General features: G+C 29.4%; 10 protein-coding genes and 1 riboswitch. Of the genes, 4 read left to right on the forward strand and 6 right to left on the reverse strand.

Annotated features, from left to right (window positions below; genetic code table 11):
• Positions 1–177: 177 nt before the first annotated feature.
• On the forward strand, positions 178–696 hold the full coding sequence (locus tag Q0714_RS03905; protein WP_367181316.1) for a hypothetical protein: 519 nt from the start codon (positions 178–180) through the stop codon (positions 694–696).
• A 50-nt stretch (positions 697–746) separates the two neighbouring features.
• On the opposite strand, the gene Q0714_RS03910 is transcribed toward Q0714_RS03905, so the two are convergent.
• Together Q0714_RS03910 and Q0714_RS03915 are read right to left on the reverse strand one after the other, a co-directional pair.
• Entirely contained in the window at positions 747–1,823 is a 1,077-nt protein-coding gene (locus Q0714_RS03910) for a YncE family protein (protein ID WP_298263001.1), read from the reverse strand.
• 4 nt (positions 1,824–1,827) lie between these two features.
• Positions 1,828–3,690 carry a TonB-dependent receptor gene (locus Q0714_RS03915; RefSeq protein ID WP_298263002.1) on the reverse strand — a complete coding sequence of 621 codons (1,863 nt, stop codon included), beginning with the start codon at positions 3,688–3,690 and terminating at the stop codon, positions 1,828–1,830.
• Between the two features lie 26 nt (positions 3,691–3,716).
• Positions 3,717–3,932: riboswitch (cobalamin riboswitch) on the reverse strand.
• Between the two features lie 398 nt (positions 3,933–4,330).
• On the opposite strand from Q0714_RS03915, the gene Q0714_RS03920 reads away from it, so the two are divergent.
• Positions 4,331–5,446: an ABC transporter substrate-binding protein gene (locus tag Q0714_RS03920; RefSeq protein WP_298263003.1), complete on the forward strand. Its 1,116-nt coding sequence runs from the start codon at positions 4,331–4,333 to the stop codon at positions 5,444–5,446.
• Positions 5,447–5,465: 19 nt separating this feature from the next.
• A complete protein-coding gene (locus Q0714_RS03925) occupies positions 5,466–6,026 on the forward strand; it encodes a hypothetical protein (protein WP_298263004.1) in 561 nt (186 codons plus the stop codon).
• Positions 6,027–6,038: 12 nt separating this feature from the next.
• Here Q0714_RS03925 and Q0714_RS03930 read toward each other — a convergent pair whose 3' ends face one another.
• The 3 genes from Q0714_RS03930 to ychF form a co-directional block, all read right to left on the reverse strand.
• On the reverse strand, positions 6,039–8,636 hold the full coding sequence (locus Q0714_RS03930) for a DNA gyrase/topoisomerase IV subunit A (protein ID WP_298263005.1): 2,598 nt from the start codon (positions 8,634–8,636) through the stop codon (positions 6,039–6,041).
• A gap of 1 nt (position 8,637) precedes the next feature.
• Entirely contained in the window at positions 8,638–10,494 is a 1,857-nt protein-coding gene (locus Q0714_RS03935; RefSeq protein WP_298263006.1) for a DNA topoisomerase IV subunit B, read from the reverse strand.
• Between the two features lie 120 nt (positions 10,495–10,614).
• Complete coding sequence (ychF, locus tag Q0714_RS03940) at positions 10,615–11,709, reverse strand: redox-regulated ATPase YchF (RefSeq protein ID WP_298263007.1); 1,095 nt, start codon at positions 11,707–11,709, stop codon at positions 10,615–10,617.
• Positions 11,710–11,941: 232 nt separating this feature from the next.
• On the opposite strand from ychF, the gene Q0714_RS03945 reads away from it, so the two are divergent.
• On the forward strand, positions 11,942–13,261 hold the full coding sequence (locus tag Q0714_RS03945) for a sugar MFS transporter (RefSeq protein WP_298263008.1): 1,320 nt from the start codon (positions 11,942–11,944) through the stop codon (positions 13,259–13,261).
• Between the two features lie 62 nt (positions 13,262–13,323).
• On the opposite strand, the gene Q0714_RS03950 is transcribed toward Q0714_RS03945, so the two are convergent.
• A complete protein-coding gene (locus Q0714_RS03950; RefSeq protein ID WP_298263009.1) occupies positions 13,324–14,016 on the reverse strand; it encodes a copper homeostasis protein CutC in 693 nt (230 codons plus the stop codon).
• Positions 14,017–14,021 lie beyond the last annotated feature (5 nt).

Below are 14,021 nucleotides of genomic sequence, written 5' to 3' on the forward strand. Positions count from 1 at the left end.
ACAGGGTTTGCCTTTTTTAGATACTGACAATTATCATTAAATACCATTTGCTTTGTAACAACTGTTACAAAGCAAAAAAATAACAAAATATGCTTTTTAAGAATATAAATAATCTAAAAATTGTGATTATTTAAATACAAATAATACTTTTGATATTTATATATACAATTTATGGAAATGACTAAATTTATAGAATTATTAAGCTATACAATACCAACAATTGTAACTGGTTTTGTAGCCTATTATTTTTTTAAAACTTACACAAAAACAGAAGAAAATAAAATACAGCTCTCCATTTTAAAAGCAAATCAAAAACAAGCGTTACCTATAAAACTTCAAGCCTATGAAAGAATGACGTTGTACTTGGAACGAATTAATCCTTCAAAATTAATTTTAAGAATTAATTCTGTAAATAATGATAAAGAAGCCTATTTACAAAGTTTAATAAATACCATTGAACTTGAATTTGAACATAATTTAGCACAACAAATTTATATTTCAGAGAAGTGTTGGAGTGTTATTATTACTTCAAAAAATGCAACCGTACATATCTTTAAAAAAACAGCTGAGTTAAATACTGTTAGCAATGCTCAAGAATTAAGAGAAGCCATTTTAAAAAGGATGTTAGAAACTCCTCCTCCATCTACAACTGCTTTGGCATTTATTAAAGATGAAGTTAGGAAGTATATCAACTAAAAAAAGGAGGGTTTACCTCCTTTTTTTAGTTGATATACTAATTAATAATATTAATTAAAATAAACTTTAGAAGCTCCTATTGGTGCCGCAAAAGAATTTATTTTTTCCTTTGTATTTGAACTGTAAACGTCTAGCTTACTTTGAGCAGTAAAACTTGCATCTAATAAAAACAAATAACTATCATTCACCTCAATCCCATATAAATTTGTAGCTGCTGCATCTAAAAATTCTGTTGTAGGTAATGTAGATGCGTCAGATGCAACTTTATATATCTTGCTTCCTAAATTATAATAGAAATAACTTCCATCAAATGTTAATAAACTTGGAAATTGTCCATTTTCAAATATTAATTCAGAAATAATATTATTAGAAACGGTACTAATTTTAGTTATAGAAACTGGCGTTTTTTCATTTGCAGTCCAGTCTGGATTGTAAGATAACGTAAGACCTTCACAAAGGACTACTAAATTACCTGCATTGTCAAAAAATAATTCATCAGGGTTATCTTTTACTGTAATTTCAGTAGTTGTTTCAGATGCAATATCAATAACAGTAATTATATTATTAGTTGTATAAGCTCCTTTATGAGAAACATAAAGCTTACCATTATTTGCAACTATACGTTCTGGACCATTTCCAACCGAGATAGTTTTTGTTACTTCAAAAGTATTTAAATCTACAACAGCAATATAATCATCATCAACATCTGCTCCATAAGCACCTTCAGCCCAATTTGTTACATAACCTTTATCACCAGCTATAGCCATATATCTAGGTTTTTTTAAATCCGTTGTAATTTCTCCAACTTTTTCAAAAGTATATCTGTTAACTACAGTTATTGTATTTTGGTTATCTACAACTATGTAAGCATTTTCATTATCAAAAGCCATAGATTGTAAATAAACTCCTAAATCATTATTATTTACTTTTTTATAGATTAGACTTTCGGTTGTAGAAAAATCATTAGACACATAGTAAATGGATCCTGAAGGTCCACCTTCACCTGATATAAGTATCCCATTTTCATAAGCTCCTTTAGGTTCTTGAACATCGTCATCATCATTAGTACACGATACAAAGATGACGCTTAATAAAAATATACTAAGCAAAAAATTACTGATTTTCATTCTTTTAAAATTTATAGTTTATATTAAAGTTTATATTTCTGTTTGGCATAGGTCTACCTGGCAAAACTTGGTAAGTTTTATTAAATACATTGTTTATTTTAAACCCAAATTGTAATTCTTTTTTTAGGTTTTTAATTAAGTTATAACTACCTCCAAAATTTCCAATATTAAATGAAGGCATAGCGTAAGAATCTATAATGTCCTTAGTAGTATATACTTTACCATTGAATAAATGCTGGTAGTAAAAATTTATTCTTTTAAATGAATAACTAATACTACTGTTCAACAAATGTTTAGGCACATAAGGTATAAAATCATTCGTTTTTTTATCCTTAGCAATTGTATAGCTATAATTTGTATTCAAATCAATATAGTGTTTCACAAAATTTATGGAATAAGTTGTACTGATTTCTAATCCTTTATTTACAACTTTATCAATATTTATTGGAGTCCATACCCCTGGCCTATCAGGGTCACCACCAGGAGTCCATACAATTTTATCTTTAGCATCAATATAAAATGCACCTAAATCAATTTTAAACTGATTATTTTTATACCCTACACCTATTTCACCTTGTAAAGAAGATTCGGGAATTAAGTTTTTGTTTCCCAGTGCTGGCCAATACAAATCGTTATAACTTGGTACTCTGTAATTTTTTGAACCATTTGTTCTTACAAATGTATTTCTTAAAGGTTTTATTTCAATACCTAAAGCAAAAACAAAAGGAACATTGTATTCTGAATTGAAGTCTTTTCTAACTTTAGCATTTAAGGAAGCTAAATTTTTATACCGTTGATTGTAAATAAGTGATTGAGAAAATTGAGCTCGGTTTTTAGTAGCTATTTGATCTGTTTTACCATCAACAGATTCAAATTCGGAAAATGATTCAATGCTTGAATTTGATGAAATTTTATAACTAAAATCATAATTAATTAAGTATCTTTTAGATTTTCCAAAATTATAATCCTCTTTATTTTTGTCAGCAAAATAACGATATTCTTGAGTTAAGTAAGCTAACTTTAAGTTGTGTGTAGCTGTTTTTTTATGATAATTAAAATTTACTAAATTTCTAAAACTAAAGTCTTTATATTTTTCTTTAGCAGCAGATGGGTTTGGTAATTGCCCTGAAAAATGTCGAACCCCGTTATACTTGGAACTAAAAAAACTAATTTTTGTAAAATCATTAATTTTTTGAGCTATGCTAAAATTAAAATCTCTTTGTTGATAAGCACCATTTTCATTTTCTAAATTATAATCTAACCATTTGTAATTATTTTTTGAGGTATTATACGCTGCACCTAATTTAATAGCAGTTGTTTCACTACCAAAAGAGTATTTATATAAATTATGAAATGTTTGATAACTACCTACCGTTGAAATTACTTGATGTTTACTATAAGCTCCAAAACCAAGTTCATTATTTAAATGAATTGTTCCACCAACAGCACCAGACCCAAACTCAATACTACCACCACCACTTCTTACATTTATATTATCAAATAAACTAATATTCAACGAGTTAAATTCTGTTTGTCCATTATTAATTGAATTGATATTAATTCCATTCCAAATCACAGCTGTATTGGATGCACTAGTTCCTCTAAAACTTGCAGAACTTGTTCCGCCAGCTCCATATTCTTTAATATAAATTGGTGTGTTAAATCGCAATAAAGATGTAAATGAAGTTGCATTTTTTGCAATTATAGAATCTGTTAAATCAAGAACTTTAAGTCCCTTTGAGTGTTTGTAAAGTTTTACACTTTGTAAATTCACCACCTTCAGAGTTACAATAGTATCTTTTTGTGAATATACACATAAACTACTTAAAAAAAATCCAAAAAATAATACTTTGTTATATAGTTTCATTGTTAATTTACTTTTGTCCCGAAAGCATTAATTAATTTAGATTTGGCAGGTCTCCTGGCTTGCGTATTGTTATTCACCTTCCCATTCAAAATTTAGAACAGTGGTAAAAGTTTAATAACAATCATCAAATTTAATTTGACTAAGCTTACAGTTGCGGGTACAGCTTCGGATTTTAACCGAATTCCCATTTTAACTTTAATTATACCGTTGTATAATTAAGAACCATAATCTGGTGCAAATGTAATTAAATAAGATTAATTAGTATCATTTAAATTCTTAAAATATTACATTTGTCAAAATTTTTTACGCAGTGATTTATTATATCACTGGTGGTGGGCACTCAAGGAAAAGTAATTACACGTTTAAATTTTCGAAATTCCAAAATTTGGGATGAAGGTTTTAAAAAAGTTGAGAGACATCAATTTGATCGTAATGATACTTAGAAAATTATTTAACATTATCCAGTCATCAAAAAAATAGAAAAGAAATAACTCATAAAATAAATTTTAGAAACAAACCCTTTATTTTATTAAGTTCATCAGAAAAATAGCAAATATCCTTCGTCAATAGTCTTAAAATTAAACAACTATTTAAATTTAAAAAACAAAACAATACTTTTAAAGTACTTTAAAACTAACTTATGAAATTTATCTTAAAAATAGCTTCCATGGCAATCATAAGCCTTCTTCTAGCTGCTTGTAATTCCAAAAATGAAAAGTCTCAAAAAAAACTACAAACATCTACCATTAAATATGCAAAAGGATTTGACATTCAACATTTTGAATCCTATTCAAAACTTATTATAAAAACTCCATATCAAAACTCAAATGACACTTTTGAATTTATTTTAACCAAACAACCTAAAAATGATAATGAGTTGCAAATACCCCTAAAAAAAATTGTGGTAACAAGTACAACCCATATTCCAATGCTTGAATTATTAAATGCTGAAAATAAGTTGATTGGTTTCCCTAATACAGATTTTGTTTCTTCAGAAAAAACAAGGAGATTAATTAATAATGGGCAAATTGTTGAATTAGGTAATTCTGAAAACATCAATACTGAATTACTTATAGATATCAAACCTGAAGTTGTTGTAGGTTTTACATTAAATAGTAATAATAAAATGTATGCCAATATTGAAAGAATGGGAATTCCTGTTATTTTTAATGGAGATTGGCTTGAAGAAACCCCTTTAGGCAGAGCTGAATGGATTAAATTTTTTGGACTTTTATTCGATAAAAGTAAACAAGCCGACAGTATTTTTAATCAAATTGAAAAAAATTATTTAACAGCAAAAAGCATAGCTTTAAAATCTAAAAATAAACCCATAGTACTTTCCGGTGGTTTGTATAAAGATGTTTGGTATTTACCTGCAGGAGAAAGTTTTGAAGCCTCCTTTTTAAAAGATGCAAACACCAACTATTTATGGCAAAACTCTAAAGGAAAAGGAAGTTTAGCGTTAAATATTGAAAGTGTTTTTGAAAAAGGAAAAGATGCTGATATTTGGCTTTCTCCTGGATTTTATAAAAACATAAAAGAACTTGAAGAAGGAAATAGCATCTATTCTAGCTTTAAAGCATATCAAAATCAGCAAATTTATTCTTACTCAAATAACATTGGTGAAACAGGAGGTATCATGTATTTTGAACTTTCACCAACTAGGCCTGATCTTGTTTTAAAAGATATTATTAAAATTACACACCCTGAGTTATTAACTGATTATGAGCTTACTTTTTTTGAAAAATTAAATTAAATAACAACATTCCAACACTATGAAAAAATTACATCCTAAATCAACTTTAGATGAACTTTGTTATCCTTTTATTTATGAAGATTCTTATAAATGTGACTATGAAATTTTAACCGATGAATTAACTCGTATGGTGGGTTGGGCAATAGACGAATTAGGTAATTTAAGACTTCGATACGACAAAAGTTATGAATTAAAAACTTTAGAAACTGAATTAAATTGGATATTACCTCTATGCTACCATCTTAACGGATCTATAAGAGGAAAACTAGCTATTGAAGAAAGTGACCATCAACAATTACTTAAAATTTATACTAGAATTAAAACGGTTACTAAAGAATCTATTTCAAGTTTTGTTTTACCAGGAGGTTGTTCACCCGTTGGAATTTTAAATCAATGTTCCTCATTATCCAAAAAAGCCATACGTTTAATGGTTAAAATTAACAATGAGGAAGCAAAGGAAGTTCCTCATATATTACCCAAATTTGCCAATGTGTTGTGTAATTATTTTTTTGTCGCAACAATTTTAATCAATCAAGAAACTGGATTTAAAGAAATACCTTTTAAAAGCAAAAGCTACTAATAGAACATGGTTTTAGAATAACTTGGTTTGTCCTTCATCTTCTTTTTTAGAATCTGACTGATTTTCATTTGAGTTTACTATTTCTTCATCTGTTACTTCAACATCATCAACCTCTGGTGCTTCATAAGGTAATGGTTCTAGTAAATTTACTTGTTTAATTTTTTCTATAGTTAATTGATTTCCAAGAGCTTTAATTCCTTTTACAGCTATAAACTCTTCTAAATTAACCTCCATATTTTCTAAACTTCGCTTAGAAAATGCTATCTCAACCATAGGTCTGTAATCCGTAGCTACAATTTCTAATTGAGATTTAGGATGCTCTGATATAAAAATTTCCTCTTTATTAGGGTTGTCAATCATAAAACGTTTTACAAAGTAGCGTTCTTTTTCACCATCAAAGTAAATTGCAGAAATTGGTTTTTGAGGTATCCATTTTTCTAGTACAATCATATCATTATCAAAGTGAGTAGTTAATTCAGGCTTGATGGTTTTAACAACACCTTTTTGATTGATAATTAACAGTCTATCTTCGGCCTTAAACTCGCCTAAAAGTTCGCCTCTTTCATCAACATTTAAGCGTTGAACAACATCGTCAAACCAAATTTTTCTAGGCTTTAAAGTTGAAACTCCTTCAGATTTAAGTTCTATTTTTTTAATTGCATATTTGGTTACAGTATTTCCTTTTACACTTCTTCCTTTTATGGCTAATTCAGAAAAATCTATATCCCATTTTAATTTTTTAATACTGCCGACAGCTCTTAAATTTATAGTTATTATTTCGGCTTCACCATTAGGATTTGCAGTAAAGTATTGAACAATTGAAGCTTTACTTCCTGCTGTTAAATTATATTCTTTATCACGAGTTACTCCTGTAACATTAAAACGTTTCATATAGCTTGGTCCACTTCTACCATCGCGATAAATCATGTTATAAACCGTTCGTTTATCATTCTTTTTAAATACAGCTACATGAATAATATCTTTACCAACAAAAGTTTTAGCATCTACTTTTGTGACCATCATAACACCATCTTTTCTAAAAATAATAACATCGTCTATATCTGCACAATCATCAACATACTCATCACGTTTTAATGAAGTTCCAACAAAACCTTCTTCTCTATTAACATATAGTTTTGTATTGCGCATTACCACTTTGGTAGCAACTATATCATCAAATAATCTAAGTTCTGTTTTACGCTCTTTTCCTTTTCCGTATTTGATTTTTAAATTTTTAAAATAATCTATTGCAAAATCGGTAAGGTGGGCTAAATGATGTTTTACTGTAGCAATTTTATCTTCTAAACTTTCAATAAATTGCTTGGCTTTGTCTATATCAAATTTTGATATTTTTTTAATTCTAATTTCTGTTAAACGAATAATATCTTCTTCAGTTACAGCCCTTTTTAAATGTTTTATATAAGGCTTTAAGCCTTTGTCTATTGCCTTAATAACGCCTTCCCAAGTTTCTTCCTCTTCAATATCTCTATAGATTCTATTTTCTATAAATATGCGTTCTAATGATGCAAAATGCCATTGCTCTTCTAATTCATTTAACTGAATTTCAAGTTCTAATTTTAACAATTCAACTGTATGATCTGTGGATCTTCTTAAGACTTCAGAAACTCCTATAAAAACAGGTTTATTTTCATCAATTACACAACATAATGGTGAAATTGAATTTTCACAGTTAGTAAATGCGTAAAGTGCATCAATCGTTTTATCTGGTGAAATTCCGTTAGGCAAATGCACTAATATTTCAACATTAGCAGCTGTATTATCTTCAATTTGTTTTATTTTAATTGTCCCTTTATCATTGGCTTTTAAAATAGAATCAATTAATGAAGAAGTTGTTGTTCCAAAAGGAATTTCATTAATAATAAGTGTTTTTTTATCTAATTGAGAAATTTTTGCTCTTACTCTAACTTTCCCTCCTCTTTTGCCATCATTATAATTAGAAACATCTGCTATACCTCCTGTTAAAAAATCAGGAACAAGCTTAAAACTTTTACCTTTAAGATGCTTGATTGAAGCATCAATTAATTCATTAAAATTATGAGGCAAAATTTTTGTTGAAAGTCCTACTGCTATCCCTTCAGCTCCTTGTGCTAAAAGCATTGGAAATTTAACTGGTAAATCTATAGGTTCTTTTTTTCTACCATCATAAGAGGCTTGCCATTCTGTAGTTTTAGGGTTAAAAACAACATCTAAAGCAAATTTTGATAAACGAGCCTCGATATAACGTGAAGCGGCTGCTCGGTCACCTGTAAGAATATTTCCCCAGTTTCCTTGCATATCAATGAGCAACTCTTTTTGACCAATCTGCACCATAGCATCTGCTATGGATGCATCTCCATGGGGATGATATTGCATCGTGTGCCCTACAATGTTTGCTACTTTATTGTAACGTCCATCATCTAGGTCTTTCATTGAGTGCATAATTCTACGCTGCACAGGTTTAAAACCGTCTTTAATTGCTGGAACTGCTCTTTCTAAAATTACATATGAAGCATAATCTAAAAACCAGTCCTTGTACATTCCTGTAACTTTGGTAATGGTTTCTTGATTACCGAATTCTTCGTTTATTGACTCATTATTTTCTTCTAGCATATTACAATTCTTCTACAATATCAAGTTCAACTTTTAAATTATTTATAATGAATTTTTGTCTATCAGGAGTATTTTTTCCCATATAAAATTCCAATAGCTTATCTATTGATGTTTCTTTATCTAACATTACGGGGTCTAAACGAATATCATCCCCAATAAAATGTACAAATTCATCAGGAGAAATTTCCCCCAAACCTTTAAACCTTGTTATTTCTGGTTTTCCCTTTAAACTATTAATTGCATTCTTTCGTTCTTCTTCTGAGTAGCAATAAAACGTTTGTTTTTTATCACGAACTCTAAATAAAGGTGTATCTAAAATATATAAATGACCTTCTTTAATTAACTCAGGAAAAAATTGTAAAAAAAACGTAATTAATAACAGTCTTATATGCATTCCATCAACATCTGCATCGGTAGCAATTACAATATTATTGTACCTTAAATTTTCTAAACCATCCTCAATATCTAAAGCTGCTTGTAATAAATTAAATTCTTCATTTTCATACACTATTTTTTTACTCATATTGTATGAATTTAAGGGTTTTCCACGTAAGCTAAATACAGCTTGTGTGTTGACATTTCTTGATTTTGTTATGGAGCCACTCGCCGAATCTCCCTCTGTAATAAATAAAGTACTTTCTAAGCGATTGTCTTTTTTTAAGTCATTTAAATGAATTCTACAATCGCGTAATTTTTTATTATGTAAACTCGCTTTTTTGGCACGTTCACGAGCTAATTTCCGAATACCGGAGAGGTCTTTTCTTTCTTTTTCAGCTTGTAAAATCTTTTTCTGAATTTTTTCAGCAGTATCAGGGTTTTTATGTAGATAATTATCTAGGTTTGTTTTAACAAAGTCTGTAATAAATGTTCTAACTGTAGGAAGCCCTCCTCCCATTTCTGTAGAACCTAATTTAGTTTTTGTTTGACTTTCAAAAACAGGTTCCATTACTTTTACGCTAATTGCTGAAACAATAGATTTCCGAATATCGGACGCATCATAATTTTTACCAAAAAACTCCCTAACGGTTTTAACTATAGCCTCTCTAAATGCATTTTGATGCGTTCCTCCCTGTGTTGTATGTTGACCATTAACAAATGAATGGTATTCTTCGCTATATTGTGCTTTGCTATAGGTTAAAGCGACTTCTATATCTTCATCTTTTAAATGAATGATAGGAAATAACATAAATTCATCCGCAATATTTTCTTCTAATAAATCCTTTAATCCTTTTTCAGAAAAATACTTTTCTCCATTAAAAATAATTGTCAACCCTGTATTTAGATATACATAGTTTTTAATCATTTTTACAATGTATTCATTTCTAAATTTGAACTTAGTAAAAATGGATTTGTCAGGTACAAAAGTTACTTTGGTACCTTTTCTACTGGTAGTATTTTGAGGCTTCTCTTCGAGTGTAATATTTCCTTGTTCAAATTCAGCAAAAACGGTTTGTCCATCTCTATAAGATTGCACTTTAAAATAAGAAGACAACGCATTTACCGCTTTAGTACCAACTCCATTAAGCCCAACCGACTTCTTAAATGCTCTTGAATCGTATTTTCCACCAGTATTCATTTTAGAAACAACATCCACTACTTTTCCTAAAGGAATTCCACGACCATAATCTCTAATAGTAACCGTTTCCTCTTTTACAGAAACTTCTATAGTTTTTCCTGCTCCCATTACATATTCATCAATAGAGTTGTCTAGAACTTCTTTGATTAAAATATAAATACCATCGTCAGGTGAAGAACCATCACCTAGTTTACCAATGTACATACCGGGGCGCATTCTAATATGTTCTTTCCAATCTAGTGAACGAATATTATCCTCTGTATACGATGTTTGTTCTGTCATTTATTAAAGTGATATTCTTGAAGATTTGCTAAAGTACTATTTTGAAAGTAGAAATAAAAAAAACTCTGTTAAAATAATTATTAACAGAGTTTTTAAAAAATATTTTTATTTTTTTTATAGCTAAACGTTAAATCTGAAATGCATTACATCGCCATCTTTTACAATGTATTCTTTTCCTTCTACTCTCATTTTTCCTGCTTCTTTTACTTTAGCCTCGCTACCATAATTTACAAAATCTTCGTATGCAATTACCTCTGCTCTAATAAATCCTTTTTCAAAATCGGTATGAATTACTCCTGCAGCTTGTGGTGCAGTATCTCCAATATGGATTGTCCAAGCTCTTACTTCTTTTACACCAGCCGTAAAGTAGGTTTGAAGGTTAAGTAATTTATAGGCAGCTCTAATTAATACAGAAGACCCTGGTTCTTCCAAGCCCAAATCTTCTAAAAACAATTGTCTTTCTTCAAAAGTTTCCAGCTCTGTAATATCGGCTTCTGTACCAACCGCTAAAACAATTACTTCAGCATTTTCATTTTTAACTGCTTCTTTAACAGCCTCAACATAAGCATTGCCTGTAACAGCAGAACTTTCATCAACATTACAAACATATAACACTGGTTTGTCAGTTATAAATTGAAGTGGTTTGATGTATTCTTCACGTTCTTTTTCCGTTAAATCAATAGCTCTAACAGATACTGCAGCTTCTAAACCAGCTTTTACTTTTTCTAAAACTTCTAATTCTTTTTGAGCTTCTTTATTACCAGTACGTGCTGTTTTTTTTACGCGTTCTAATCTTTTCTCTAAAGTTTCAAAATCTTTTAATTGTAGCTCAATATCAATTGTTTCTTTATCTCTTACAGGATTTACTGTGGTATCTACATGTACTATATTATCATTATCAAAACAACGCAACACATGAATAATAGCATCGGTTTCTCTAATATTTGCTAAAAACTGATTTCCAAGTCCTTCTCCTTTACTTGCTCCTCTTACTAAACCTGCAATATCAACAATATCAACAGTTGCTGGTAAAACACGTTCTGGATTTACTAATTCTTCTAATTTAGTCAATCTATTGTCTGGAACATTTACAACACCAATATTAGGTTCAATGGTGCAAAAAGGAAAGTTAGCACTTTGCGCTTTAGCATTTGATAAACAATTAAATAAAGTTGATTTTCCTACATTTGGTAAACCTACAATTCCTGCCTTCATAATTTTATTTTTTTGCGGTGCAAATATACTATTAAGATTTAAGTTTGAAAGAAATTATTTATTTTATAATGTCGTTGATTCATTTTTTAAAGTCAGCTAATACAAAACCTAAATATTTAAAAAATACTCTTTGTCGAATTTGTTAAGTTATTGGTATAAAAAATAAAGCAAGTTATAAGAATAATTATATATTTATTCCTTGAAAATTAAATAACATTAAAAAATTAATAGTTTGAATACAACCAAAAATTATAGCAAAGCATTTTATGTGCTTACCTCACTTTTTTTTATGTGGGGATTTATTACTGTTTTAGTAGATTCATTAATTCCAAGATTAAAAGAGGTTTTTGAACTTAGCTTTTTCCAAGCTGGTTTAGTACAATTTGCATTTTTTATGGCTTACGGATTATTATCAATCCCCTCTGGGTTTATCTTATCCAAAATTGGATATAAAAAAGGTATTTTACTTGGGTTAAGTATTATGGGAGCTGGTTGTTTATTGTTTTATCCAGCCGCAGCTTACAGAACTTTCCCTGTATTTTTATTAGGTTATTTTGTTTTAGCTGGAGGTATGACTGTTTTACAAGTAGCTGCAAACCCTTATGTTGCAGTATTAGGAACAGAAGAAACTGCTTCTAGTAGATTAAATTTATCTCAAGCATTTAATAGTTTAGGTACAGCAATTGCACCAGCAGTTGGAGCCATGTTTTTATTAAGTGATTCAATTAAATCAAGTGAAAGCATCAACAATCTATTACCCGCTGAAAAAGAAGCCTATTTAATTAATGAAGCTTCGGCAGTTCAAAATCCATTTTTAATACTAGCCGCCTCATTATTACTATTAGCATTTATTGTTTCTTTAATAAAACTTCCTAATATCTTAAAAAAGAAAGAAGGTTTTGGATATGGTGAAGCATTAAAACATAAAGTACTAAAAATGGGAGCTATAGGTATCTTTTTATATGTGGGTGCTGAAGTTGCTATTGGAAGTTATTTAGTCAATTACTTTTTAAGTATGAATATGCCTGAATTGATTAGAAACAGTGAATGGATGTCTAAAGTTTCTGAAATGGTAGTTCAACAAGATTTGGCTAATGTTGATAACAAAGCTATTGTTGGTGCCTTTGTATTATTTTACTGGTCTGGAGCAATGGTTGGAAGATTTATTGGAGCTTATTTAACAAGAATTGTAGCGCCTGCTAAAGTATTAGCCATTTTTGCAACCATGGCTATTTCATTACTTGCAATTTCAATGTTAACTAATGGATTTGTAGCCATGTGGTCTATTTTATTAATTGGGTTATTTAATTCAATCATGTTCCCAACTATTTTCACCTTATCATTAAGTGGCTTAGGCGAATACAAACCTCAAGCATCTGGAATTTTATGTACTGCTATTGTAGGAGGAGCAATTATCCCTCCTTTATATGGCTTATTAACCGATCAATTCGATTTTAAACCTGCCTTATTTTTAATGGTGCTTTGCTATTTTTACATTTTCTTTTTTGCTAGAAAAAGTAATTCATTTATAGCTTCATTTACTGAAAAGTAACTAGAATTCATAAAAAGCGGAATTTTAAAATTCCGCTTTCTATTTCAAAATATAAATACTTCCTAAAATAAATTAGTAATAGTTCTAATTTTCTCTTCATCAACTACCATAACATCTCCCATTGAAAATGAATTGCCAAAACTTATAGGTTTTCTTGCTGTAAAATGAAGGTTGTTTACTCCAATAGTAGCAAATTTTGAGGCGTTTGAAGAATTAATACCACTCCCAGCCATAATTTGTAGTTGATCTCCATAGTGCTGCTGTAAAAATGAAATTACATCTAAACCTTCTTCTGCAGTTTTTTTTAAACCAGATGTTAGTAGACGATCAAAACCAAAATTTATCAAACACTCAATTCCTTTCTTATAATCTATAAGAAAGTCAAAAGCTCTATGAAACGTGACTTCTAAATTTAATTGCTTCGCAAAGTTTAGCAGTTCTTTATTTTTGTTTGATACGGTATTTTCAGCTGTTAAAATCCCAAAAACAACTCCTGTTGCTCCAGCTTGTTTAGCCATAGAAATATCAACTTTCATTAAGTTTATATCTAATTCACTACAAACAAAACCTCCTTCTTTATGTCGTATCATTACATGAACTTCAACTGATGAATTTTCAACACATTGTAAAATTAAACCAAAACTTGGGGTCAATCCACCAACAGATAATGCTGAACATAACTCTATACGTTTGGCTCCATATTTTTCAGCAGCCATTGCTCCTTCAACACAATCTGTACAGATTTCAAAATTCATTTTTA

The sequence above is a fragment of the uncultured Lutibacter sp. genome, assembly GCF_947493565.1.
Lineage (GTDB): Bacteria > Bacteroidota > Bacteroidia > Flavobacteriales > Flavobacteriaceae > Lutibacter > Lutibacter aestuarii.

What these genes read in the sequence shown, in the direction of transcription:
- Q0714_RS03915 (WP_298263002.1), bottom strand. Translation starts at nt 3,690, where the DNA reads ATGAAACTATATAACAAAGTATTATTTTTTGGATTTTTTTTAAGTAGT.
- Q0714_RS03910 (WP_298263001.1), bottom strand. Translation starts at nt 1,823, where the DNA reads ATGAAAATCAGTAATTTTTTGCTTAGTATATTTTTATTAAGCGTCATC.
- Q0714_RS03930 (WP_298263005.1), bottom strand. Translation starts at nt 8,636, where the DNA reads ATGCTAGAAGAAAATAATGAGTCAATAAACGAAGAATTCGGTAATCAA.
- Q0714_RS03935 (WP_298263006.1), bottom strand. Translation starts at nt 10,494, where the DNA reads ATGACAGAACAAACATCGTATACAGAGGATAATATTCGTTCACTAGAT.
- Q0714_RS03925 (WP_298263004.1), top strand. Translation starts at nt 5,466, where the DNA reads ATGAAAAAATTACATCCTAAATCAACTTTAGATGAACTTTGTTATCCT.
- Q0714_RS03920 (WP_298263003.1), top strand. Translation starts at nt 4,331, where the DNA reads ATGAAATTTATCTTAAAAATAGCTTCCATGGCAATCATAAGCCTTCTT.
- Q0714_RS03950 (WP_298263009.1), bottom strand. Translation starts at nt 14,016, where the DNA reads ATGAATTTTGAAATCTGTACAGATTGTGTTGAAGGAGCAATGGCTGCT.
- ychF (WP_298263007.1), bottom strand. Translation starts at nt 11,709, where the DNA reads ATGAAGGCAGGAATTGTAGGTTTACCAAATGTAGGAAAATCAACTTTA.
- Q0714_RS03905 (WP_367181316.1), top strand. Translation starts at nt 178, where the DNA reads ATGACTAAATTTATAGAATTATTAAGCTATACAATACCAACAATTGTA.